Origin of the sequence: Bradyrhizobium sp. UNPA324, assembly GCF_006658635.1 — a bacterium.
Lineage (GTDB): Bacteria > Pseudomonadota > Alphaproteobacteria > Rhizobiales > Xanthobacteraceae > Bradyrhizobium > Bradyrhizobium nanningense.
This window is the reverse complement of the sequence record NZ_LFJD01000004.1, coordinates 3,342,861-3,365,479: the sequence shown is the minus strand read 5'-3', so window position 1 is coordinate 3,365,479 and position 22,619 is coordinate 3,342,861. Positions and strand designations below refer to the sequence as shown.

The following is a 22,619-nucleotide window of genomic DNA, read 5'->3' as shown; positions in this document are numbered from 1 at the left end:
TTGCAAAACATCATCTCGCCGGCCGTATCGAGATGCCCCGCTCCGCCCTACCCGCCCAGGCAGTTACGGCTTCGGCGGCGCGATCCGCAGCCCGTCGGCGCCGATCGCGCCGAACGTGCTCGCAATGATCTCAGCTGTCGGCTCCATGCCGCCGAGCGACCAGTGCGAGGGCTCCTGCTCTTCGATCCTGACCCAGACGTTGCGGCGGAAGTCCGCATTGCCCTGCCCCTCGACCTCGACCAGGAGGTCGGTGACGCGTTCCAGCAGTAGCTTCTTCTGTGCGGCGTCCAGGATGCCGCGGACGGTGGAAATGGTGACGTAAGGCATGTCTCTCTCCAATCATGTGATGTGACGACGGCGGCAGATTGCCCCCAACGTGACCGGCGCGGCAGTGGCGGATAAGACAGAGATCGGGCAATTTCCGCCACGCGCCCGCGGACCCGATCGGATAGGATCGCCGCGTCCGCCTGGAGGTCTCATGAAGCTTGCAATTCTGGCCGTGGAAGGCTGCATGCACTCGGCGATCGCCGGTGTCGCCGACATCCTGGCGCTCGCCAATCACGTCATGCAGCAGAGCGGCGCAAAACCCCGCTTCAGCTGGCAGACGCTCTCGCTCGACGGCAGGCCGGTGCGTGCAGGCGGCGGCCAGATGATCGCGGTCGATGGCGCGATCGGACGACGCGGGCGCTTTGACGCGATCCTCGTCCCCGGCAATCTCGTCGATCACGTCACGGCGGAGCGACTGCAACCGCAATACGCCCGGGCCGGCGCCTGGCTCCGGCAGCAGCACGCGAACGGCCGGCTGATCGGCGCCTTCTGCAGCGGCGTGTTCCTGTTGGCCGGCGCCGGCCTGCTCGACAATCGCCGCGCCACCATCACCTGGTGGCTGCAAGGCGAGTTGCGGCAGCGTCATCCCACGGTCGACCTCGCCGCCGACGCCGTCGTCACCGTCGCCGACCGCATCGTTTGCGCCGCCGGCCCGATGTCGTGGGTCGATCTTCTGCTCAGGCTGATCGAGATGGTCGAAGGCAAGGAGATCGCAAGACTATGCGCGGACTACGTCGTCATCGACACGGCGCAGCGCAGCCAGTCGATCTTCATGCCGGTCGGCTATCTGCTCTCGCAGGACCCGCTGCTGACCAGGGCGGACCTGCTGGTGCGCCGCACCGGCAAGGCTCCGATGACCGTCAAGCGCCTTGCCGGCGCGCTCGGTGTCAGCGAGCGCACGCTGAACCGGAAGTTTCAGGAGCTCACGCGCGAGCCGCCGCAGGCCTTCATCATGCGCCGCCGCGTCGAGCACGCGCGCACGCTGCTGGAGACGACGAGGCAGCCGATCAAGGCCATTGCACGCACGACCGGCTATGAGGACGAAAGCAGCTTTCGCAAGGCGTTCCGCAAGCTCACTCTGATGTCGCCGCAGGCCTATCGCGCGCGGCGGATGGAGCGAACGGCGTGAGGCGGCCGCGCGTGCCGCTCTACGATCTCACTCGTCCGGAAATATTCCTCCCGATCTCCGTCGCTGCCGGCCGCCGTCATTTGCGAACCCGGATTTCCGATGGAGAGGCGCCGTAGACACGACGAAAGGTTCGATTGAAATACGAGATGTCGTTGAATCCGGACTGGTGGGCGATCTCGCTGATCGAACGGCCTGCGAGCCTCACGTCCGTCAACATCTTGTAGGCCGAGGCCAGCCTCTGATTGAGAACGAACTCGGTAAAGCTCGTGCCTTCGAGTTCGAACAGCTTTCGGACATAGGACTTTGAAATGCCCTGCTTGGCAGCCACGGAGTCCAGGCTCAGCCCGGGACTGCCGGACTGCGCGCGAATGTTGGCCTTGATGCTCCGCATTCTGGCGGCGGCAACGCCGCGCATGTTCGCCATCTCGGCGGCATCCGGCGTGGCGCCGAGCAACAGGGCGCCGAGATCGAGCATGTGGTTCACGACGGCCCGCCGCATCGCTGCGTTCGCGAGCGTCTGCCTTTCATTGACGATGCCGAGGTAATCCAGAAAGAGCGACAACGCCGGATTGCGCCTGTCGAGCGGCCTGCCGATGGCGTCGTCGAAATTGCTGACCAGGGGCGCAATCAGTGCGCGGCTGATCCGCCAAGTGACCACGCGCCTCGGCGTGCAATTGGTCGCAGTCCCCGGCAATCCATTCGTAGTCAAGATCGCGTCGCCGGGACCGAGATGCGTCTCGTGACCGTTTTGATTGTGGGTCGCCGCACCGTCGCGGTTGAGCACGATCACCGGATCGTCGTTATCGATCATCGCTTCGGTATGGCGACAGAAAATCGGAGAGACGGCCGCGACCGCGACCGACATTCCGGGCAACGCCCGCAACTTCATATCGATCTGAAGCGCCGTGTCGGGCAACGGCTCGATCTCGAGCTTGAGGATTTCGCGGCCGTAGATTTCCTGAAAGGCTTCCGTCCTGTCGCGCCCGGCAAACGCGGAGCTGGACAGCTCCAATGCGATCAATTCGTCGCCACTATCCAACGCACCGCTCCATAAGAGTGAGATCGCCCGGCGCTCCTTTTGTCGCAGGAAATCCTGCAGCGTTCAAAGGCCTTTCCTTGCCGCCTCCAATTCGGATCGTGCGCGTTGAAGCGCTGTCTGATGCGACACCGGCTCCGGACCGATGCGCCTGCCGATGTGGCAAGGTGATCACAGTGGATGGCAATCGTCGGGCTTGTGGTGATCAGTCCAAGTCGATGTAGCGCGTACCCCAAGCCGAACCAGCCGCACTCCCGGTATAGCTCTTCGACGTCGCTTGACGTTGCGCGCACCGGTTGCAGAGGGGCTCATGGCAATCACGGGAAAGATCATTTCGGTTACTGTCCTTGGTCTGGCATTGACGCAGGCGGCGTCCGCCGCGGACCTGCCAGTCAAGGCGGCCGCGTTTCCGGCCCCCCTCGTCGACTGGAGCGGCGTCTATGTCGGCGTGCATGCCGGCTATGGCGGCGGCATGAAGGATTGGACCAACCAGCAACTCAACTTTCCCGCGCAGGGCCTCTTGAGCGGCGCGCAAATCGGCATCAACAAGCAGATCGCCAGCCTCGTGTTCGGCGTCGAGCTGGAAGGAGCCTGGACCGGCATCAGCGGCTCACAAACTGTTACGACCGGCAGCATGGGGCCCTTCTTCCTGGGCACGGTCACGGCTTCCGGGACTTCCAGGATCGAGGCGATGGCCAGCGTCACCGGGCGCGCCGGCCTCGCCGCTGACCGCTGGTTTGTCTTTGCCAAGGGCGGGCTGACCGGCGCCTGGGAGAAGCATTCTTACAACCTGGCCCTCAACGATGCCTTCGGCGGAGCGATTGTCGAGACTTTGGAGGCTCGCGAATTTCGCTTGGCTCCCACGATCGGCTTTGGCGCCGAATACGCCCTTGATGGCCGTTGGTCGGTCAAGGCGGAGTACGACTACGTGGCCTTGGGCACCCGGACTGCGCCCCTTACCGGCCCGGCCACGTTCAATGGCGGGACCCTGCCCTCCTTCAGGGTAAACGAGCCGATCGCGCAGGATGCAATCCATCTGCTCAAGGTCGGAGCGAACTACCGGCTCGGCACTGTGGCAGTCGATCCGATCTATCCGCGAGTCAAACCGGCGTCGGGCGCCGACTGGACCGGCGCTTTTCTGGGTGCGCAGGGAGGTTACGGACTCGGCCACATGGGACGTTCGACGCTCGTTGACCCGGCCAATCCCGGACGTGGCACTTACGACATGAAGGGCTGGCTCGGCGGGATCAACGGAGGCGTCAACGTCCAGTCCGGTGTGCTCGTCTTCGGCATCGAGGGCGAGTGGATGTGGACTGGCATGCGGGGTGGCCAGACTCTCACGGGGCCCGATCCGTTCTTCGGCGGCACCGCGGTCACTAAGCTCGACAGCTCGATCGACTGGCTGGCGATCGCCAGCGCCAGGGCCGGATTTGTCGCCGGCGACCGGCTGTTGATCTATGGCAAGGGCGGCATTGCGATCGCCAGCGAAAGACACTCGGCCAGTACCGTCGAGCCCCTCCCCGCTATCGGCGGCCTCGTCACATCATCGATCAGCGGAAGGGCCACGCATTCCGGAATCGCCGTTGGCGCCGGCGCCGAGTATGCACTGGGAGGCAATTGGTCGATCAAGGGCGAGTACGATTACATCAAGATGATGGCGCAGCAACATACCGATACCGGTCTTCTGACGATCAATGCAGGCCTGGCGACGGATCAGGGCAACATTGCCCCGGGCGTCGACAAGGTCGGTCAGACCCTGCATCTGTTCAAGCTGGGCGTGAACTACCATTTCAATCCGCTGCCGGGAGCCGTCGCCGCACGCTACTGACGCGGTCAGCCTGCCGCTTCACTTGTCGGGAAAATTCGACCCGATCTCTGTAGAGCCGCGCTGGCGTCTCGGCAAATAGAGGAAGCGGTGGGTGCAAGGGGCTCAACCCATCCTACAGGCTACGGGTTGTCACGCCGCGGCATCAAATGGTCGAGCAGGCCCGTCGGCAGCGGGAAGACGATGGTCGACGACCGCTCGCCGGCGATGTCGTGCAAAGCCGCGAAATAGCGCAGCTGCATCGCCTGCGGCTCCTGGGCCAGGATGCGGCCAGCCTCGACGAGCTTTTCGGCGGCCTGCTGCTCACCCATGGCGTTGATCACCTTGGCGCGCCGCAAGCGTTCCGCCTCGGCCTGCTTGGCGATCGCACGCACCATGGTTTCATTGATGTCGATGTCCTTGATCTCGATGCCCGTGACCTTGATGCCCCAGACGTCAGTTTGCTTGTCGAGGATCTCCTGGATGTCGGCGTTCAGCTTGTCGCGTTCGGCCAACATCTCGTCGAGATCGTGCTTGCCGAGCACAGAGCGCAGCGTCGTCTGCGCGAGCTGGCTGGTCGCGGCCATGTAATCGCCGACCTTGATGATGGCGCGCTCGGGATCGACGATGCGGAAGTACAGCACGGCGTTGACCTTGACCGAAACGTTGTCGCGCGAGATCACGTCCTGGGGCGGCACCACCTGCACCATCACCCTGAGATCGACCTTGACGAGCTGCTGCACGACCGGAATGAGGATGACGAGGCCCGGGCCCTTCACCCCGGCGAAGCGGCCGAGCGTGAAAACGACGCCGCGCTCGTATTCCCTGAGGATGCGAACGGCCTGGGTGAGAAACACGACGACGAGCAGCGCAAGCACCGCATAGATCGAATATTCAATCATCAGAGTTGACCTCCCTCGCCGCCGGCCGGACCCGGACGCCGGACCACCAGCGTCAAATCGACGATGCTCGCGACCTCGACCCGCTCGCCGGGCCTGAAGGCGTCGGCACCGCGCGCTTGCCAGCGTTCGCCATGCGTAAAGACGTGGCCCTCGGTCTCGTTCCAGTCGAGAACCTCGGCGGACAGGCCTTGCATGGCTTGTGCGCCGACCCGGGCCGGACCTTTGCCGGCGCGCCGAAGCGCGCCGAGCACGACGAGAATGAAGCCGGTGAACGTCGCCGCGACGATGGCGATCACCGTCCATGACAGCCGGTAGCCCGGCGCTTCGACCCGGATCAGCATGATCGCTCCCAGCACGAAGGCGACGACGCCGCCAAGACCGACCACCACGGTCGGATTGAAGGCCTCGACGGCGAGGAGCGCGATTCCGATCAGCATCAGGCCGAGGCCGGCATAGTTGATCGGCAGCAGGTTGAGGGCATAGAGGCCGATCAGGAGGCAGATCGTCCCGACGACCCCCGGAGCAACCGCGCCGGGGGACATGAACTCGAAGATCAGGCCGTAGATGCCGACCATCAGGAGAATGAAGGCGACGTTGGGATCGGTGATGACCGCGAGGAATCGCGAGATCCATCCGGGGTCGACGACCTCGACCACCGCGTCCTTCGTCGCGAGGCGCCGTGACCCGCCGCCCGCGATCTCGACCACGCGACCGTCGATCTGCCGGAGCAAATCGGCCGGATCGCGCGCGACGAGGTCGATGACCTGCGCCTGCAACGCGCCATTGGCGGAAAGGGTGGCGGCTTCGCGGACCGCCTTCTCGGCCCAGTCCGCATTGCGATTGCGCAGCTCGGCGAGGCTGCGGATGAAGGCGACGGCATCGTTCGTCACCTTTGCCGTCATCGCATCCTTCGGCTCATCCTTCTTGTCCTTGCTGTCTTTGTCGGGCGTGCCGCTCGGCAGGCCCGGGAACGAACCGCCGATCTGCACCGGCGTCGCGGCACCGATATTGGTGCCCGGCGCCATCGCCGCGATATGGGTGGCATAAAGAATGTAGGTCCCCGCGCTCGCCGCATGGGCGCCCGAGGGCGCGACGTATCCCACGACAGGAACGGGCGAGCCGAGCACATCGGCGATGATCTCGCGCATGCTGGAATTGAGGCCGCCCGGCGTATTCATTTTCAGAATCACGATCTCGGCGCGTCGCTCGGCTGCCCTAGCCAAGGCGTCCTTGACGTAGCTGGCCGACGCCGGCCCGATGGCTCCGTCGATCGTGACAGTCAGGGCACGACGCCCGCTCTCCTCCGCCAAGCCGGGCAGGAAGCAGAGAAGCAGGGCGACGAAGGCAATCGCCGCGACGAGGGCCGCCTTGATGATCTGCACGGCAAGGGCTCCCTTGCCATGAATATGGTAGCGGGTTCGCGAACCTCAATGCGGTGGCTGTCGGCCGCAATTGTGATTGTGCGATGCGGTGGACGCCTTGGAGGTGCCGATGTCGCGGGCGACCCGCGCCCGCTGCCGCGACGATGCCGCGGCCCCGTTCGCGCCGTGATCTCCGCCCGATTCTATGCGACGTGCCAATCGTGATGGCTCATCGAGTTGAACACCAATGATCGATGTCGAGCGATGGCGTGACGCCGGAAGCGTGGTCCTGCCCTGCGCCTTCACCTTGGCCGGTGCCCGAGTTCTATCGAAGTGGACCAGCTTGGAGACCATAGCTCGCTTTAGTCGCCTCTGGTCGCCTCCGATCTATTCCGATTGACGGACGATTGGGCGCCGTCCATGGGCATCGCATAGGATTGATCCTTTGGGCGGTCCAATCGCGTACGTCCGATTCTTGATGTACTATCTAGTTGGGTGGCAAGATGGTCGCAGGAGAAGCCGATCATGACTGACGATCAGGTCAATCTCGTCGTTCAGCACCTTTGCGAGCAATTGCACTTGGCGCTCCGATTGAAGGACAGCGAGGCACATCCACCAAATGCCAAAGATATTGGATTTGATCCTGCTTCTGTAAGAACTGTATTGCTGACCGGGTTACGTTCGGCGGGTGTCATGCCCCACCACGAGGCAGCCGGGGCAAGCGAAGAGCCGCCGTGGTCCTAAACGCAGAATGCGGGACAGAAGCCGGCGCCAATGTCTCAGTTGGGTCAAAAGCGGCAAGAGCGGGATGGGACGGCGCGGAAATATGCCGCGTGGGCGCGCGGCGAAAGGACGCTGGTCCGGTGAAGCGCACCACCGCTGCGCTCCGGGGAAGGACGTTCTCAGCCAAGGTGCGCCAGCAGGAGCCAAGCGGTGATAGAGAGGCAGACGGCAATTCCGGAATAGGGCAACGCGACCCGCATGGTCGATCCCCTTGCGAAGCAGCGCTCATACGCGCTCTTTCGCGGCCGTTCGTCGACGACATTCAAAGGCGGTCGATGGTATCCGCACTCCTTACGTCGGACTCGACTGGGCCGCCCGCTTTCCGATAGGTTTACCCATGGACTGCGGCTTTCCAATTACAACTAGCGGGGAGCGAAATGGCAGAAAAAATCGATGTCGCGGTTACCGGCAAATCGCAGTTTGAAGTCGCCTATGAGATGGCGAGATTCATTCTCACCAATATGGAAGGCCGCCAAGTGAAAAGCATAAAGCGGCAAGAACTCTTGCATTTGGTGGCCGACTGCATCGAAGCCTTGCGCGGCATCAAGGTCAAGGAGATCATCAGCTAGAAAGGTAACTGGCAGGTCCCGCCGCCTCTTGTCCGAGCGACAAGGAAGCAGAATGCATCTGCCGAGCCCACAACAAGGCACTCATACGCTGTTTGGTGAAACCCGCCACGCGTAAAGCCCAAATCGATCAAGCGATCAGACAGCCCACTAGGCCCAGCGCGGCGCACGAGGATGGGCATATAACCGAAGCTCATAGCTGACGTCGGTATCTTCCAGCCATGCGCAGCATGTTGAATTTTGCGGGCAACTCCCAAGCGGGCGCGTCGGGACGACACCCGGCTCCGCGGGGTTTACGCCAAGCGCGCCACCCGTAAATTTCCCAAGTGCTGACAACCAGGCGCACTGATTAACTGGTGCGGGTCGAGCGCCGCACCATGAAAACACCGAAGCCAAAGCAATGGGCCGAGCAGGAGGTCCGACGATTGGTCAGGCTCGCCCGGCAGGGAGTTGGCGCATCGAAGATAGCCGCCGAACTTGGCCGCTACGCCGGATCAGTAAGGCGAATGGCGCGAACGATGGGAATACTGTTGAAGAAATAGCCGCAGACCAAGCGCAGCGGAAATTGGGGACAAGTTTCGTCGACTTCGCTAAGAAACTAGAGGTTTGAACCCGACGCAGCCGTCGAGCTGCACTTGTCTGTGCTGATCTCGCTTTGAGCCATTTAGCCAGAGCCCGTAGCCGACAGCTCGTAGGATGGGTAGAGCGAAGCGATACCCATCGTTTCCGTCACGCGACGATGATGGGTTTCGCAAGGCTCAACCCATCCTACAGCACCCATTGTTCTGGTTTGCCGCGGCGATACTTCGATCGGGTCGAACGTCTGACATTCCCAACCCCTGGACCGCATTGGCTATTTAAAGTGAGCCAACATGCAAGCGACGACTTGACGACAAGCGATACGACTCTTCGCGCGCCCCTGATCACGTCGGCAGTGACGTAGCTGTTGACTGAGTCACCGTCGCCACAACCTCCGTCATTCCGGGATGCATACGCGAGGACGCAGGGCCTGAATCCATCCATCCGCATGCTCTGCCGTACGTTGGATTCCGGGTTCGCCCTTTCAGGACGCCCCGGATTGACGAGCGGAGGTCGAGACAGGCCCCGGCGAGGCGTCGGGCAACACACCCCGTCAAGCCCTCACGTCAAAAATATTCCACTTTCCCGAATTTCGGATTTGTGGCATACACACCTCATCCCGGCCCTGCCAAAGGGGCGCTTCGCGATCGTCACGAGATGCGGGCCGGGTGGCGGTGGACGCGGTAGCGCCGGCGCGGCGTGCGTGACGACAGGGCGGGCAACCGTGAGTCCTCAGGCGGCGCGATACGACCCGGCGCGGTCACAGCGGTCTCGTTGATGCCTGGGGGCGAGCACACGCAAGCCTTCAGGTGTTTCGGCGGGATCGTCCGCGGACGGAGAAGTCGTGTGGTTATGTCGCTTCCTAATGAAATCAAGGGGATACGTTATCTAACCGGCATTCTCCGGTCCTTGATACATTTAGGCTTTTTGCCGATTTGGCTAACCGATAGGCCCTCCGCGCGAGGTGCGGTCAATCCTGTCTCTGCCAACCGGATGTGCGCCACGTCTGTTCGGTGGCCCAGTAGCTTCGCTTGTTGTGGCCGCGCGCGCGAGCCGAACGATCCTGCCCTCGGCGACAAGCTTGGCGAGTGCGCGCCGGACACTGACCAATTGAGCGTCATCGAGCAGGACTTCACCGAGCCTGTTCGGCTTGACCCGGTAAACGTCCGCCGCGAGATCGAACGTGTCAACCGGCGCGACCTGCCGCTCCACTGCGGCGATCAAGTCGCGCTGCAAATGTCCATGCCCTCGGCTCATTTTTAAGTGTTTCGACAAAAGATCCTATGGCGCTCGAACGAAACACTTAGACCACGGCCTTTTTGTGCCAAAAGTCCCCTGCCGCTAGTCACAGCGTTTGGGAATTGATCCGGTCAATCACCGAAATGCCGAGCACGGTCGCTTCGTAGAACGCTCGGGCTGCAGCTCGGTTGAAGGGGCTGGCCAGCGCTTCCTGTGCGTGGCGGGCAATGTCGAAAATCCCGCCGACATGCAGCTCGGCGAACTCGTCTTCGACAGCAGTGATCAGGTCGTCCTGATACAGCGATTCCTGCTTCCTGCGGTCCAGATGGCCTTCGCGGATCAACACGAGTAGCCGGCCCTCGTCGCTGTCATTGAACGCCTCGGTGAGCGCGTTGGTGTCGAGCATCTTCCAATCGACGCCGTGAGGAAAGGTCCGTGCTAGGAGTGCGCCAGCCAGCAGGTTCGCCACTGCCGCTTGCTTCAAGATATGTTGTGAATACCGTTTCTTGGCCTTCGCGAGAGGCTGCTCCGCCTCCCAGCTCGTGAGCAGCACCTTGCCGATCTCTTCCATGCCGAGCACGGCAAGTGCGAACGCGCTCGCGTAGCGCCGACGATCGACCAGCAGCCGTGCGTCGTCGAGCAGGCGTGTCGCTTTGCCGAGAATTACGCTGAGTTGTTGGGGGTGCGCCGCAGCGACAGCAGGGAGCCTCATCATGGAGGATTCTCCACGCGAGCCTGCAATGATTCCAAGTGACGAATGACCTGAGTTCGAAGACTCAAAAAATCCAGCATAATCGGGAGCAACGTCGGCGCATTTTGTAAGACACGGTCAACCTGCGTCGGTCCGAAATCATGAAAGAGGCGATCGCGAATTCGTTTTGCCGACGTGGGTTGTGCTGCATTCGCTTGCCGCTCAAACAGAAGCTTGAGCCTTTGGGCATCGAACTGGATGTTGAGCTTCAACAATCCGCTAGAAACGTGAAGGTGGTCCTTGATCGACTTGCCTAGCTTGTCTTCTGGCATGTGCGTTGTTGCAGGACTCTCATCCGCAATTCCGATGATAGCTCGACCCAACTTTTCGCAAGCCCAGTAGTACGCGACAAATTTGGCAGCAAGTGGAAGTTCGCGGGCTCCGTACTTTTCGAGGGCAAGGTCGATATCGTTGATTCTACGAAGATAGGTGCCCTTCACCTTTCTCCCATTGTGAACCTCTTTGATTGAGAATGTCCAATGCAGCATCACGGTCGTCCCTCTGCGAGAGCGCGGGGGTCTCAATTCCGCGCTCTCTAAGAAACCTTGATTGTGAAACGGTTCAGAGCCGCCAACGCAAGCCCGTCACCGTAAACAGCTCAGGACCTAGTCCTTGGGCCGGAAGTGAGCGCGCACGTGCTCAGGCCGACGATGCCGGACCCGAACATAGGAACGCACCCAATGCCTTTGACGTTTACGCATCCGTAAACCTCCGCACAGGGTTGTTTAGAGGTCCGGTTGAAAAGCTCGTACGAACATGCAAGTCTGCGAGTGCGCCCCGCGATCATGCTGAGTCTCCCAACCGGGACCGGTTTACGCGGTCTGAGGCCTGCATCACGGGCAAGGTGGTGCAGGCCTTTACGCCATCAGGGGCCGACCGCACGCCCCTGACGCGGCTAACGTCATCCCATCGGTTAGTCTCCACCATCTGTCACGCGTGCTGAAGTGCAGCGCATGCGAGTGATCTGCTGCATCATCATTCCCAAAGCTAAAACCGGGGCGGTTACCGGACCGTTCCTCAGGCCGTTTTGGAATCAGCGCGAGCACATGACGATCATTGGACACCCGGGTGCCAACTCGACGCAACGCACATCGTAGGCACTCGTGAAGTTACGAACAGGCACATGCCTGTTATTTGTGCGAATCTCTGTCTATATTGGCTCGTTTCCAGAAAATGTCACTTGGTCGCAACATCCGGGCATTGCCGGAGATCAACCATTAAGCGCTGCAGCATCGATCAATGCTCGACGCAGCTGCGCCGCCTTGCGCCACAGTTTCGGATTGATCTCCCATGCTGGCGGTGCGCCCTCGCAGGCGAGCGGCGACAGGTCGAATGCCTGCAGGCCGAGCGCACGGTACAGCTGATCGACGACGTCGAGATATTCGCGGCGGCTGCCGCCATCCTCTTCCCAGAAGCTTTGATCGTCGCAGGCCTCGATGGCGAGCGCGCGCCTGAACAACGCGATGGCCTCGGGCGTGATGCGCGCGTGCGGCGGGCGGTTGATCGGGTGTCGCGTGGTGGGCATGGTGCGCCTCCAAGGAAGGCACGGACGCAATGTCGGCTTTCTGGAGTTTAGCAGAATTGTTATAGCTCAATCAGGGTATTGCTGCTTGTGACCCGTAGCGGGCATTTGCCTGAAGCGTTATGGTCTTGGCATGAATAGAGACATAATCGCTGCGATGCTGGCACCGCTGACGTTCTTTGAGGCTCGGTGCGAGGACAAGGATACGCTTCGAAAACTGATTGCACTGGCGAACGATAGGTCCCGCCGCAAGCAAGCGCACGCCCTGTTCTATGACATCAGAAATAAAACGCTGGCGGCACAAAAACGCGACGATCAATTAGGTGTGGCCCAATATGCCTTCGAAGAGATTTGCGCCAAGACACTCTACAATCTCACCCGTGAACCCGCGCCGTTCGATCCCGATGCTCCATTTTGGGTCTTGCCGCTTGCGCTGAAGCTGGCGCGAATGCTCGGCATCAAAAACGCGGGCTTGATAAGTCCACTTCTGAAATCAGAGTGAGTCCCCTTTTGGCCCATTGCTGACCTCAAGGCGATGCCACCCTTGGTCCGCATTTGAGGGCAAAGCGGGCCTAGTCACAGCCACGCCATCCGAGCCCGCCGCTCGGCGGTCGGCCGGGTGACTTGACCGTTTCCAGATTCAAACCCAGGCGCTGCAAATTTCGCGTGACGAAGGCTCTGCACGCCAGTTCCGCCTTCATTGCTGGATGCTCGCGCATGCCGGCTTTTGTCATGATCATCGGACCGTCGCGCGCAACTTCGTCGGCCAGCTGTTCGGCACGATCCACCGCCGCGCAAATCTGTGCCAGAACCTCAACACCGCCCGCATCCCCGATGCGGTACTCGGACTGGATTTTGTCCCACAATGCCGCGCCGTGTTTGCCGAGCTTGCGTGGCGGGGCCATGTCGGACGATCTCGATGCGATGACGGACAGCGGCGGTGTCTTTGGCAAGGACGATTAGCCAAAACAGCCAAAAAGCGTTGTGAAAACAACGCGAAATTTCTGAGGCGACAGGTCGTGTGGTCCTGACGCCCGGGGTCTGTGCGTCAAGTCTCAGCGGTGGTGCGGCGGCCCGACCGGGTGCGCGCATCGATCATCCGCAAAGGCGACGGGGGCAATAGTGCATCGCTCCCCGAGGAGAGCACGAAGGACACCGTTAAAACCATCCGCGCAGGGAAGGCCGGGAGCCGGCATCACCTGTGGTCCACCCCGTGTGCAACTCTTGTCGCGCACGGACTTGCGGGTGCCGCCGGCACCCGGCCTTCCCTGCGCCCTTTGGCTTCATCGGGCGCAAACGAAGCTGCAAAGCTCGGGCGGAACGCGCCGCGAGACTGCACGGCCGCGGCCGCTGCCCGGTCAGATCATCGGCGCAAGGACGTCGGAACCCTCATGCGGAAGCTTCTTCGGAACCCAACTCTCCGCCTAGCCAGAGCGCCACGAAAACACCCTCCTCACTGCGGAACAAACATCCCGCAGGCCCGATTCAAGCCACATCCTCTCCGGATTTGCGGCTCATTGCCACCCAAGTCTTTGATGACAAAGGGCTGGTTAGAGTTGCGTCACGCGTAACCGGGAGACCAGGATGGGCAACCGCACCGCAAAATTCGTATCCGCGCTGGTCGGCAGCATCATTGCCGGCGCGCCACTGGCCGCCGTGTCGCAGAACGCGCCGAGCGCATCGAGCACCGCCAACGCGGCCGCCGACTGCCTGGCCTCGCCGAAGGGCGCCGCGCCGCAGGGGCAGCACTGGCATTATCGCCTCGAACGCACGACCAAACGGCAGTGCTGGTATCTCCGGGCCGCCGGAGACAAAGACGGCGCTAAGGCCGTGCAGGCCACGGCGGACACGCCACCGGATTCAACAGCTTCGCCGCAGCAGACCGTGCAGGACGCGCGCGCCGAATATGTGGGTCCGCGCAGGGGAGCAACTCCCAAGGAGCCGAACGCAATCACGCCGGCCGCAACAACGCCGGCACAGCAACCTGCGGACCAGGTTGATAGCAGCGCGCAGCAACCTGCCGCCGCCACGGCGTGGCCCGATGTCTCCACCGCATCCGCCGCGCCAGCGCCGCAGCCCGCGCCGACCGTGGTCGCAGCAGCCGCGCAGCCGAACGCAAAGCCGTCGAAATCCCCTGCCCCACTCCCGCCCGCCGCAGCAGAGGGCACGACCGACAAGCCCGCCGGCTCGGTGCAGATGCTGCTGCTCGTGATCGGCGGCGCGCTGGCGCTCGCAGGGATCCTCGCCAGCCTCATCTACCGCTTCGCCGGCGGACGCGTCCGCGTCCGGGCCGCCGACCGCCGCGGGCATTGGGACGATTGGGCGCCGCAAGACCATGCCGGAAGCCGCGCGCCCTGGCTCGGTGCGACGCCGGCCGTCACGCCGCGCCCGCAGCCGAGGCCGGTCGACTTCGACGAGGCACGGCCGCAGACCGCGCAACTCGCCGCATTCACCAAGGAGATCGGCATTATCGCGGCCCAATCCTCCTCCATTCGCAACAAGGCCGCAGAGCTCGACAAGGCCGACATATTCAACGGCGAGTTCGAGATCGGGCCATCGCCCCTACGCCTCGCGGCCAAGGAGATCGATGACAAAAAGCCCGCTGCTCGCGACGAGATCGATCGCGCTGAAGATGTGCAGACCGAGGATGCCGTCGACGTCGACGTGATCACCGCGATGCTGGAACGGCTGGCGAAGCAAGGGCCGCGGCTGCGAGAGCCTAGCCCTGAAGCTGCCCTTGTAAACCTCGCACGAAACCAACGAGGCCAATCCGCCGCTCGCGCTTGAGGCGCTCGGCCTTCAGGATCGACTGCACCTCGGCGAAGGCCTCATCGACATCGTGGTTGATGACGATGTAGTCGTACTCGGCCCAGTGGCTCATCTCGTGGCTGGCGCGGCTCATCCGCTTGCGGATCACCTGGTCGGAATCCTGCGCGCGCGAATGCAGGCGCTTTTCGAGATCGGCCGCCGAGGGCGGCAGGATGAAGACGCTGACGACGTCGGCGCGCGCCTTCTGCTTCAATTGCTGCGTGCCCTGCCAGTCGATGTCGAACAGCACATCCTGGCCCGCTGACAGCGCCGCCTCGACGGGGCCACGCGGCGTGCCGTAGCTGTTGTCGAACACCGTCGCCCATTCCAGCAGCTCGTCGGCTTTCACCATCGCGTCGAACGTGAGCTTGTCGACGAACGTGTAGTCCTTGCCGTTGACCTCGCCCGGCCGCATCGGCCGCGTGGTCGCCGAGACCGACATTTTCAGGCCGGACATCCGCTCGATCAACAGACGCGACAGCGTCGTCTTGCCCGCGCCCGAGGGCGAGGACAGCACGAACATCAGTCCGCGCCGCTCGACACCGTCAGTTCCGTGACCGCCCGCCGTCATCGATCACTCCAGATTCTGGACCTGCTCGCGGAACTGCTCGACCACGTTTTTCATGGCCAGCCCCGTATTGGTCAGCTCGATGTCGTTCGACTTCGAGCAGCAGGTGTTGACCTCGCGGTGAAACTCCTGCGCCAGGAAATCGAGCTTGCGGCCGATCGGGCCGCCCTTGCCGATCAGCTCACGCGCCTGCGCGATGTGGGATGCGATGCGGTCGAGCTCCTCGCGGATGTCGGCCTTGGTCGCGATCAGGATCGCCTCCTGCATCAGGCGGTCGGAATCGAAGCGGTCGGAGGTGTCGAGCAATGCAGCGATCTGCTCGGCGAGCCGGGCCTTGATCGCCTCCGGCTTGCGGCCGGGCGCGGCTTCCGCCCTCCTGGCCAGCTGCTCGATCTCGTCGACGCGCTGCGTCAGGATCTGCCCGAGCGACGTGCCCTCGCGCTTGCGCATCGCAACGAGCTCGTCGAGCGCCTTGTCGAAGGCCGCGGCGGCAGCAGCGCGCGCCGCCTTGTCCTCCTCCTCGTCACCCTCGGGCTCGGCGACCTCGACCACACCCTTGATCGCGAGCAGGCCGTCGATGCTCGGGGCAACCGCGTCGACCTTGCCGGCGATCATGGCGGCGGCCTTCAGGACGGCGTTGAGCACGTCCTCGTTGACGCGAACCGTTGCGGCAGCGTTGGCGCGCTTGACGGTGAGATTGGCGTAGACCGTGCCGCGCGACAAAAGCTCCCCGGCGCGCTTCTTGGCGTGCGCCTCGAGCTCGTCGAAGCCCTGCGGCAGCCGCACCCTGAGGTCAAAGCCTTTGGCGTTGACCGACTTCAATTCCCATTCGAACGTGTACGGCCCGCTTGCGCCGTGGCTTCGAGCAAAGCCGGTCATGGACGACAGCGCCATCAGGTCAAGTTCTCCAGAAACACGGGATTCGCGAGGCATCAAGCCACGCGAATCTTAAGACTATTTTGCAGGAAAGTGGAATCCGCAAAGTCCCGCAGGCAGGTCTGCAACGCACTAGCGCTGGACCACCGGCGGCGAGGGCTGCACCGCGCCCTGCCGCGCAGGTGGCGGAGCCGCGGGGCGTGCCGCCGGCGGCTTTTTCTGCTGGTTGGGCCGCGCCGGCGTGGTCGCGGTCGGCGTATCGGCGGCCCCGGGCGCGGCGGCAGCCGGCGGCGGCGCATCCTCGGCCGGCTCGACCGTGTCGTTCTGGATCTGCTTTTCCATCGCGCGCAGCTTGGCGACGTTCTTCTGATGCGCGTCGTAGGTCTCGGTAAAGGCGTGCCCGCCGGTGCCGTCGGCGACGAAATAGAGGTCGCGGGTGCGGGCCGGATTGGCGGCGGCCTCCAGCGAGGCACGGCCGGGGTTGGAGATCGGGCCCGGCGGCAGGCCCTCGATCACATAGGTGTTGTACGGCGAAGGCTGCGTGATCTCGCTGCGCTTGATCGGGCGGCCCAGCGTGCCCTTGCCGCCGACGAGACCATAGATGATGGTCGGATCGGACTGCAGCTTGATCCGCTGCTTCAGGCGATTGACGAACACCGCGGCGACGCGGCTGCGCTCGTCGGGCTTGCCGGTCTCCTTTTCCACGATCGAGGCCAGCGTCACCAGCTGCTCTGCCGTCTTGACCGGGATGTCCTGACTGCGGCGCTCCCAGATCTCGGCGAGCACGCGCTTGTGCGCCTGCTGCATGCGCTGGATCACCTGTTCGCGCGGCGTGCCGCGCGGGAATTTGTAGGTCTCCGGCAGCAGCGTACCCTCACGCGGCAGCTCGCGCACGCTGCCGGTGAAGATGTCGTTATCGGACAGGCGCGCCACGATCTGCTCGGAGGTCAGGCCTTCCGGAATCGTGACGGCGTGCTGTACCACCTTGCCCTCGACGATGGTGGCGATGACGTCGCGGAGCGAAGCGTTCTTCTGGAACGCATATTCACCCGGCTTGAGGTCCGAACTCGCCTTCAGCGCGGCGACACTGGCGATGAACACCCAGGGATTGACGTCGGTCACGCCTTCCCGATTCAGAGTCTCGGCGATGTCGCGCTTGCCCGCGCGCTGCGGGATGTTGACGATCTTGTCGTCCTTGAGCGGCCCGGGCGCCTCGAGCACCTGCCGGCCGTAATAATAGATGCCGCCGGCGCCGAGCATGGCGATCAGCAGAAGGGTGATGATGGCGTTGCCGACGACCACGAAGGGATTGCGCGCACGGTCCGATCGCTTCGGCGGCGGCGGGAGCTGCTCGGGCTCGAGTGCTGCCCGTGGGCTCCGGGGCGAAATGGGCGGCCTTTCACTCATAGAAGCAACCTGAATCCTGCCGGTTCAATAGCGGCCCGACAATCGCTTGCCGAGCCAAATGCACGCCCACTTCCATGACTATCGCCGAATACGGCAAAACGGTGGATTCGTTTCAAACGCAAACTAATTGGCCAAGCGCCGGACGATCACCGACGCATTGGTACCGCCAAAACCAAACGAGTTCGACAAGGCGACATTGACCTCACGCTTCTTGGCAATGTGCGGCACGAGGTCGATCGCGGTCTGCACCGACGGATTGTCGAGGTTGATGGTCGGCGGCACGACATTATCCCGAATCGCGAGGATGGCGAAGATCGCTTCGATCGCACCGGCCGCGCCGAGCAGATGACCCGTCGACGATTTCGTAGATGACATCGCGACCTTGGAGGCGGCATTGCCGAGCAGACGCTCGACGGCGCTGAGCTCGATCTCGTCACCGAGCGGTGTCGAGGTGCCGTGCGCGTTGATGTAGTCGAGATCGGACGCGGTGAGGCCAGCGCGCTTCAGCGCCGCCGACATGCTGCGGAAGCCGCCATCGCCGTCGGGCGAGGGCGAGGTAATGTGATAGGCATCGCCCGAAAGACCATAGCCGATCACCTCGGCATAGATCTTCGCGCCGCGGCGCCTGGCGTGCTCGAGCTCTTCCAGCACGAGGACGCCGGCGCCCTCGCCCATCACGAAGCCGTCGCGGTCCTTGTCGTAGGGACGCGAGGCCTTCTCGGGCGTGTCGTTGAAGCCGGTCGAGAGCGCGCGCGCGGCGTTGAAGCCGGCGATACCGATGCGGCTGATCGGCGACTCGGCGCCGCCTGCGACCATCACGTCAGCATCACCCAGCGCGATCAGGCGGGCGGCATCGCCGACCGCATGCGCGCCGGTCGAGCAGGCCGTGACCACCGAATGGTTCGGTCCCTTCAGGCCGTGCGCGATCGAGACGTAGCCGGAGGCAAGATTGATCAGCCGGCCGGGAATGAAGAACGGCGACACCCGGCGCGGTCCGCGCTCCTTCAGGAGGATCGCGGTGTCGGCGATGCCGCTGAGGCCGCCGATGCCGGATCCGATCATGGTTCCGGTCGCGCACTTGTCCTCTTCGGACTCGGGGTGCCAGTTGGCATCGTCGAGCGCCTGGCCCGCCGCGGCCATGCCGAAGATGATGAAGTCGTCGACCTTGCGCTGGTCCTTCGGCTCCATCCACTTGTCGGGATTGAAGGTGTCGTTCGTGCCGTCGCCGCGCACGACGGTGCAGGCGTATTTTGTCTGAAGATCGGAGACATCGAAGCTCTCGATCCGGCGCGCGCCGCTTTCGCCGTTGAGGATGCGTTTCCAGGTCGGTTCGACGCCGCAGCCGAGCGGCGACACCATGCCGAGACCAGTGACGACAACCCGCCTCATATCCGAAAACTCCGCATCGAAAGACTCACGGCCAATAACAAGAAACCGGCTGACCGCTGCGAAGCGGCCCGTCCGGTTTCAATGTTGTCCCCGCGAAAATGAAGAGCCTTAGCTCTTCGCGTTCTTCTCGAGAAACTTCGTGGCATCGCCGACGGTGAGAATCGTTTCCGCGGCGTCGTCCGGAATCTCGCAACCGAATTCCTCTTCGAACGCCATCACCAGCTCGACGGTGTCCAGACTGTCGGCGCCGAGGTCGTCGATGAAGCTCGCAGCGTCGACAACCTTCTCGGGTTCAACACCAAGGTGTTCGACCACGATCTTCTTAACCCGCTCGCCAATGTCACTCATTGCTTAACCTCGTGTTGTTCCCTGTAGACCCGACCCCCCGGGACGATACGAGCCGTCGTGGTCGTGTTACTTGCCTTCGCTTACGAACTTTGATTTGGCCCCATCTAACCGATACAGGGCCCGGCGAACGACGGCCAAGGCTCCGCATCGCCAATATACAGGGTTTCAAAAACCTGCAATGGCGTTCTTTGCCCATCCGTTGAAGGTCCGGTTATCACACTTCAATTGCCTTGACTACAAGCCTCATTTCGCTCCGGAAACGGCCGTTTGCCGCATCCCGCGCCGCCGATGTGGGCAGTGCGGAACGAAGGCCTCAGATCATGGCCATGCCGCCGTTGACGTGGATGGTCTGGCCGGTGACGTAGGCTGCTTCGTTCGAACTCAGGTACACGGCCGCCGCCGCGATGTCCTCGGGCGTCCCCAGACGGGCAGCCGGAACCTTGGTCAGAATCGTTTCGCGCTGCTTGTCGTTGAGCGCGTCGGTCATCGGCGTCTTGATGAAGCCCGGCGCGATGCAGTTCGCGGTCACGCCGCGCTTGGCGTATTCGGCCCCTAGCGTCTTGATCATGCCGATCAGGCCCGCCTTCGAGGCGGTGTAGTTGCCCTGTCCGGGATTGCCGGTGACGCCGACCACCGAGGTGATGGCGATGATGCGGCCGAAGCGCTTGCGCATCATCAGCTTGGTCGCGGCACGCGCGAGGCGGAAGGTCGCGGTCAGATTGACGTTGATGACCTCCTCCCAGTCCTCGTCACGGAGCTGCACGAAGAGATTGTCGCGGGTGATGCCGGCATTGGCGATGAGGATGTCGACCTGGCCCATTGCCGCTTCCGCAGCCGGCACCAGCGCTTCGACCTCGTCGGCCTTGGAGAGATTGCAGGGCAACACAAAGACGCGTTCGCCAAGCTTGCCGGCAAGCTCGTCCAGCACCTCCTTGCGCGTTCCGGAGATCGCAACGGTCGCGCCCTGCGCGTGCAGCGCCTGCGCAATCGCGCCGCCGATGCCGCCGGTGGCGCCGGTGACGAGCGCCTTTTTGCCAGTCAGATCGAACATCGATAACTCCTCAACCCTGCTTCGCGGCGGCCAAGGCATCCTTGGCGGCGGCAATGTCATTGGGACCGCCGACCGCAACCCCGACGGCGCCGTCCGCAATGCGCTTGACGAGACCGGTCAGCACCTTGCCGGCGCCGATCTCGAAGAAACGGGTGACGCCCTGCCCTGCCATATAGGCAACCGACTCGCGCCAACGCACCGTTCCCGTGACCTGCTCGACCAGGCGGCGGCGAATCTCGTCGGGGTCGGTGATGGCGCTCGCCAGCACGTTCGACACCAGCGGCGCGGCCGGCGCCTTGATCGTGACTTTCGAGAGCGCCTGCGCCATGGCGTCGGCCGCGGGCTGCATCAGCTTGCAATGGAACGGGGCGGACACCGGCAGCAGCATCGCGCGCTTGGCGCCCTTGGTCTTGGCGATCTCGACGGCGCGATCGACGGCGGCCTTGTCGCCTGAGACGACCACCTGACCGCCGCCATTGTCGTTGGCGGCCTGGCAGACCTGCCCCTGCGCCGCTTCATTGGCGACCGCCATGGCAGCCTCGTAGTCCAGACCAAGCAGAGCGGCCATCGCGCCGGCGCCGACCGGCACGGCCTTTTGCATTGCGAGACCGCGGGTGCGAAGCAGACGGGCGGTATCCGAAACCGTCAGGCTGCCGGCCGCAGCCAGCGCCGAATATTCACCGAGCGAGTGGCCGGCGACGAAGGCCGCGTCTCGTCCCACGGAAAAACCGGCCTCGGCCTCCAGCACGCGCAGGGTGGCGATAGACACCGCCATCAGCGCCGGCTGGGCGTTTTCGGTGAGCTGAAGGGTTTCGGCCGGGCCATCCCAGATGATGGCCGTCAGCTTCTCGGAAAGCGCGGCATCGACCTCGTCGAACACGGCGCGCGCCACCGGAAACGCGTCGGCCAGAGCCTTGCCCATGCCAACCGCCTGGGACCCCTGCCCCGGAAATGTGAATGCTGCCGTCATCGGCGCTCCCTGCTTGTCGGGCACGATCCCTCTTAAGAACCGGCAGCCGATTACGCGCGGCCTTGGGCCATGGTTCCGGATCACGCTCCAAAGGGGGCCGTAGACACTGTCCGGGGCGGGACTGTCAAGCCGAGATGGGAACCCCGGCCGGCATTCAATTGGGGATACGCCGCTTCAAAACCCGCCAGCGGTCTGATTGCCATCGACCTTCGCCCCGGCCTGCGCACGGCGCGCGCTGTTCACCAAGCGACCCGGCCGATCGTCCCGGTCGGGCTTCGCCGTCGCCAGCCGCAGCACCGCGGCATAGCCCGGCTGCACTTCCATGCGGCCCGCATGCCGGCTTGCGCTCAGCAGCCGATGCACCTTCGGCAAATTGTAGCAGGGCACGTAGAACAGCAGATGATGCTCAAGGTGATAGTTCACGTAGTACGGCGCGATGAACAGGCGCTCGAGAAAATTGGCATGCGTGGTGCGGGTATTGCGCAAGGGATCGCTGCTGTCGGGGACGACGGCATGCTCGGCGATATTACGGATACGGGTGATGACCATCATCCAGGTCAGGAGCGGCACCAGCCATAACAGCGGATAGGCCCACCATACGCCGGCCGCCGCGCACGCGGCGAACATCACGGCATTGACCATGCATTGCGGACCGAGCTTGTCCCAGAAATGCGCCAGGCGCTGACGCCATGGCCAGTCCTTCGAGCCGAGCGCGTTAAGCAGTTGCGCCTTGCGCTGCTGGTAGCCGGTCTGTCCGGTAATGTCGCGAATGAACTTGCGGCGATAGCTCAGCTTGGTGATCGGAAACGGCGCCGACAGCACGAGATCGGGATCGTCCTCCTGCTGGGTGCGCGCATGATGCTGAAGGTGGTAACGCCGGTAGCTGCGCGTCTCCGCAAACAACGGATAGGCGCATAACCATTGGCTCAGGGTCAGATTGATTTTCTCGTCGGCGGACAGGCAGCCATGCGCGCCGTCATGCATCAGGATCGCAAGGCCCAGCTGGCGCGAGCCGATGATCGCGACAGCGAGGACATAGGTGACCGGATTGGGCCACCACGCGACCAGAGCAATCGCGCCAACGATCAGCGCCCAGGCGTGCGCGATCAGCGCAACGCCTTTCCAGGTCACACGCTGGCGCACGTCGGCAAGCTGATCGTCGGTCAGGAAATCGCGGGCACGCATGCGAAGCGCGGTCATGGC

Annotated in this window: 23 protein-coding genes; 7 read left to right on the top strand and 16 right to left on the bottom strand. The window is 63.3% G+C overall.

Annotation, left to right across the window (positions count from 1 at the left end):
* Positions 1-63: 63 nt before the first annotated feature.
* Complete coding sequence (locus tag UNPA324_RS16275; protein ID WP_128917439.1) at positions 64-327, bottom strand: tautomerase family protein; 264 nt, start codon at positions 325-327, stop codon at positions 64-66.
* A 151-nt stretch (positions 328-478) separates the two neighbouring features.
* Here UNPA324_RS16275 and UNPA324_RS16270 point away from each other — a divergent pair, with 151 nt between their 5' ends.
* Positions 479-1,456 (top strand): GlxA family transcriptional regulator, encoded by a 978-nt coding sequence (locus UNPA324_RS16270; RefSeq protein ID WP_141935134.1) that lies wholly within the window; start codon positions 479-481, stop codon positions 1,454-1,456.
* 76 nt (positions 1,457-1,532) lie between these two features.
* On the opposite strand, the gene UNPA324_RS16265 is transcribed toward UNPA324_RS16270, so the two are convergent.
* Positions 1,533-2,495, bottom strand: coding sequence for an AraC family transcriptional regulator (locus UNPA324_RS16265; protein WP_141935133.1), 963 nt, complete (start codon positions 2,493-2,495; stop codon positions 1,533-1,535).
* Between the two features lie 307 nt (positions 2,496-2,802).
* Here UNPA324_RS16265 and UNPA324_RS16260 point away from each other — a divergent pair, with 307 nt between their 5' ends.
* A complete protein-coding gene (locus UNPA324_RS16260) occupies positions 2,803-4,320 on the top strand; it encodes an outer membrane protein (protein WP_141935132.1) in 1,518 nt (505 codons plus the stop codon).
* A 119-nt stretch (positions 4,321-4,439) separates the two neighbouring features.
* Here the strand turns inward: UNPA324_RS16260 and UNPA324_RS16255 are convergent, their stop codons facing one another.
* Both UNPA324_RS16255 and UNPA324_RS16250 read right to left on the bottom strand, forming a co-directional pair.
* Complete coding sequence (locus UNPA324_RS16255) at positions 4,440-5,201, bottom strand: slipin family protein (RefSeq protein ID WP_128917734.1); 762 nt, start codon at positions 5,199-5,201, stop codon at positions 4,440-4,442.
* On the bottom strand, positions 5,198-6,580 hold the full coding sequence (locus UNPA324_RS16250) for an NfeD family protein (RefSeq protein WP_128917443.1): 1,383 nt from the start codon (positions 6,578-6,580) through the stop codon (positions 5,198-5,200). Before UNPA324_RS16250 ends, UNPA324_RS16255 begins: the two co-directional genes overlap by 4 nt.
* Positions 6,581-7,084: 504 nt before the next feature.
* On the opposite strand from UNPA324_RS16250, the gene UNPA324_RS16245 reads away from it, so the two are divergent.
* From UNPA324_RS16245 to UNPA324_RS35155, 3 genes are all read left to right on the top strand, one after another.
* Positions 7,085-7,303: a hypothetical protein gene (locus UNPA324_RS16245; protein WP_128917444.1), complete on the top strand. Its 219-nt coding sequence runs from the start codon at positions 7,085-7,087 to the stop codon at positions 7,301-7,303.
* Between the two features lie 416 nt (positions 7,304-7,719).
* A complete protein-coding gene (locus UNPA324_RS16240; protein ID WP_128917445.1) occupies positions 7,720-7,911 on the top strand; it encodes a hypothetical protein in 192 nt (63 codons plus the stop codon).
* A gap of 1,686 nt (positions 7,912-9,597) precedes the next feature.
* Positions 9,598-9,750, top strand: coding sequence for a hypothetical protein (locus tag UNPA324_RS35155; RefSeq protein ID WP_181769413.1), 153 nt, complete (start codon positions 9,598-9,600; stop codon positions 9,748-9,750).
* Between the two features lie 82 nt (positions 9,751-9,832).
* On the opposite strand, the gene UNPA324_RS16230 is transcribed toward UNPA324_RS35155, so the two are convergent.
* The 3 genes from UNPA324_RS16230 to UNPA324_RS16220 form a co-directional block, all read right to left on the bottom strand.
* Positions 9,833-10,441, bottom strand: coding sequence for an AbiV family abortive infection protein (locus tag UNPA324_RS16230; RefSeq protein WP_141935131.1), 609 nt, complete (start codon positions 10,439-10,441; stop codon positions 9,833-9,835).
* Positions 10,438-10,917: a hypothetical protein gene (locus tag UNPA324_RS16225; RefSeq protein WP_141935130.1), complete on the bottom strand. Its 480-nt coding sequence runs from the start codon at positions 10,915-10,917 to the stop codon at positions 10,438-10,440. Before UNPA324_RS16225 ends, UNPA324_RS16230 begins: the two co-directional genes overlap by 4 nt.
* Before the next feature lie 770 nt (positions 10,918-11,687).
* On the bottom strand, positions 11,688-12,002 hold the full coding sequence (locus tag UNPA324_RS16220; RefSeq protein ID WP_141935129.1) for a hypothetical protein: 315 nt from the start codon (positions 12,000-12,002) through the stop codon (positions 11,688-11,690).
* 154 nt (positions 12,003-12,156) lie between these two features.
* Here UNPA324_RS16220 and UNPA324_RS16215 point away from each other — a divergent pair, with 154 nt between their 5' ends.
* Positions 12,157-12,501 carry a hypothetical protein gene (locus UNPA324_RS16215; protein WP_141935128.1) on the top strand — a complete coding sequence of 115 codons (345 nt, stop codon included), beginning with the start codon at positions 12,157-12,159 and terminating at the stop codon, positions 12,499-12,501.
* A 70-nt stretch (positions 12,502-12,571) separates the two neighbouring features.
* On the opposite strand, the gene UNPA324_RS16210 is transcribed toward UNPA324_RS16215, so the two are convergent.
* Positions 12,572-12,904, bottom strand: coding sequence for a P27 family phage terminase small subunit (locus UNPA324_RS16210; RefSeq protein WP_141935127.1), 333 nt, complete (start codon positions 12,902-12,904; stop codon positions 12,572-12,574).
* A 679-nt stretch (positions 12,905-13,583) separates the two neighbouring features.
* Here UNPA324_RS16210 and UNPA324_RS16205 point away from each other — a divergent pair.
* Positions 13,584-14,786 carry a hypothetical protein gene (locus tag UNPA324_RS16205; RefSeq protein WP_141935126.1) on the top strand — a complete coding sequence of 401 codons (1,203 nt, stop codon included), beginning with the start codon at positions 13,584-13,586 and terminating at the stop codon, positions 14,784-14,786.
* Here the strand turns inward: UNPA324_RS16205 and gmk are convergent.
* From gmk to UNPA324_RS16165, 8 genes are all read right to left on the bottom strand, one after another.
* Positions 14,719-15,378, bottom strand: coding sequence for a guanylate kinase (gene gmk / locus UNPA324_RS16200; protein WP_141935125.1), 660 nt, complete (start codon positions 15,376-15,378; stop codon positions 14,719-14,721). The two genes, UNPA324_RS16205 and gmk, sit on opposite strands and share 68 nt — an antisense overlap.
* Positions 15,379-15,381: 3 nt before the next feature.
* A complete protein-coding gene (locus UNPA324_RS16195; protein ID WP_128917550.1) occupies positions 15,382-16,269 on the bottom strand; it encodes a YicC/YloC family endoribonuclease in 888 nt (295 codons plus the stop codon).
* Positions 16,270-16,383: 114 nt separating this feature from the next.
* Positions 16,384-17,658, bottom strand: a complete 1,275-nt coding sequence (gene mltG / locus UNPA324_RS16190; protein ID WP_128917551.1) for an endolytic transglycosylase MltG — start codon at positions 17,656-17,658, stop codon at positions 16,384-16,386.
* A 123-nt stretch (positions 17,659-17,781) separates the two neighbouring features.
* The gene (gene fabF, locus UNPA324_RS16185; RefSeq protein WP_128917552.1) at positions 17,782-19,047 is read right to left on the bottom strand and encodes a beta-ketoacyl-ACP synthase II; all 1,266 of its coding nucleotides are present in this window, start codon (positions 19,045-19,047) and stop codon (positions 17,782-17,784) included.
* Positions 19,048-19,155: 108 nt separating this feature from the next.
* On the bottom strand, positions 19,156-19,395 hold the full coding sequence (locus UNPA324_RS16180; RefSeq protein ID WP_008130699.1) for an acyl carrier protein: 240 nt from the start codon (positions 19,393-19,395) through the stop codon (positions 19,156-19,158).
* A 313-nt stretch (positions 19,396-19,708) separates the two neighbouring features.
* Entirely contained in the window at positions 19,709-20,446 is a 738-nt protein-coding gene (gene fabG, locus UNPA324_RS16175) for a 3-oxoacyl-[acyl-carrier-protein] reductase (protein ID WP_126258275.1), read from the bottom strand.
* 10 nt (positions 20,447-20,456) lie between these two features.
* Positions 20,457-21,416 carry an ACP S-malonyltransferase gene (gene fabD, locus UNPA324_RS16170; protein WP_128917553.1) on the bottom strand — a complete coding sequence of 320 codons (960 nt, stop codon included), beginning with the start codon at positions 21,414-21,416 and terminating at the stop codon, positions 20,457-20,459.
* 174 nt (positions 21,417-21,590) lie between these two features.
* Positions 21,591-22,616, bottom strand: a complete 1,026-nt coding sequence (locus tag UNPA324_RS16165) for a fatty acid desaturase family protein (RefSeq protein ID WP_141935124.1) — start codon at positions 22,614-22,616, stop codon at positions 21,591-21,593.
* Between the last annotated feature and the right edge of the window lie 3 nt (positions 22,617-22,619).

Bases quoted from the DNA above. Each gene is read 5' to 3' on its own strand.
- UNPA324_RS16275 (WP_128917439.1), bottom strand. From the start codon at position 327: ATGCCTTACGTCACCATTTCCACCGTCCGCGGCATCCTGGACGCCGCA.
- UNPA324_RS16270 (WP_141935134.1), top strand. From the start codon at position 479: ATGAAGCTTGCAATTCTGGCCGTGGAAGGCTGCATGCACTCGGCGATC.
- UNPA324_RS16260 (WP_141935132.1), top strand. From the start codon at position 2,803: ATGGCAATCACGGGAAAGATCATTTCGGTTACTGTCCTTGGTCTGGCA.
- UNPA324_RS16245 (WP_128917444.1), top strand. From the start codon at position 7,085: ATGACTGACGATCAGGTCAATCTCGTCGTTCAGCACCTTTGCGAGCAA.
- UNPA324_RS16240 (WP_128917445.1), top strand. From the start codon at position 7,720: ATGGCAGAAAAAATCGATGTCGCGGTTACCGGCAAATCGCAGTTTGAA.
- UNPA324_RS16230 (WP_141935131.1), bottom strand. From the start codon at position 10,441: ATGATGAGGCTCCCTGCTGTCGCTGCGGCGCACCCCCAACAACTCAGC.
- UNPA324_RS16220 (WP_141935129.1), bottom strand. From the start codon at position 12,002: ATGCCCACCACGCGACACCCGATCAACCGCCCGCCGCACGCGCGCATC.
- UNPA324_RS16215 (WP_141935128.1), top strand. From the start codon at position 12,157: ATGCTGGCACCGCTGACGTTCTTTGAGGCTCGGTGCGAGGACAAGGAT.
- UNPA324_RS16210 (WP_141935127.1), bottom strand. From the start codon at position 12,904: ATGGCCCCGCCACGCAAGCTCGGCAAACACGGCGCGGCATTGTGGGAC.
- UNPA324_RS16205 (WP_141935126.1), top strand. From the start codon at position 13,584: ATGGGCAACCGCACCGCAAAATTCGTATCCGCGCTGGTCGGCAGCATC.
- gmk (WP_141935125.1), bottom strand. From the start codon at position 15,378: ATGACGGCGGGCGGTCACGGAACTGACGGTGTCGAGCGGCGCGGACTG.
- UNPA324_RS16195 (WP_128917550.1), bottom strand. From the start codon at position 16,269: ATGGCGCTGTCGTCCATGACCGGCTTTGCTCGAAGCCACGGCGCAAGC.
- mltG (WP_128917551.1), bottom strand. From the start codon at position 17,658: ATGAGTGAAAGGCCGCCCATTTCGCCCCGGAGCCCACGGGCAGCACTC.
- fabF (WP_128917552.1), bottom strand. From the start codon at position 19,047: ATGAGGCGGGTTGTCGTCACTGGTCTCGGCATGGTGTCGCCGCTCGGC.
- UNPA324_RS16180 (WP_008130699.1), bottom strand. From the start codon at position 19,395: ATGAGTGACATTGGCGAGCGGGTTAAGAAGATCGTGGTCGAACACCTT.
- fabG (WP_126258275.1), bottom strand. From the start codon at position 20,446: ATGTTCGATCTGACTGGCAAAAAGGCGCTCGTCACCGGCGCCACCGGC.
- fabD (WP_128917553.1), bottom strand. From the start codon at position 21,416: ATGACGGCAGCATTCACATTTCCGGGGCAGGGGTCCCAGGCGGTTGGC.
- UNPA324_RS16165 (WP_141935124.1), bottom strand. From the start codon at position 22,616: ATGACCGCGCTTCGCATGCGTGCCCGCGATTTCCTGACCGACGATCAG.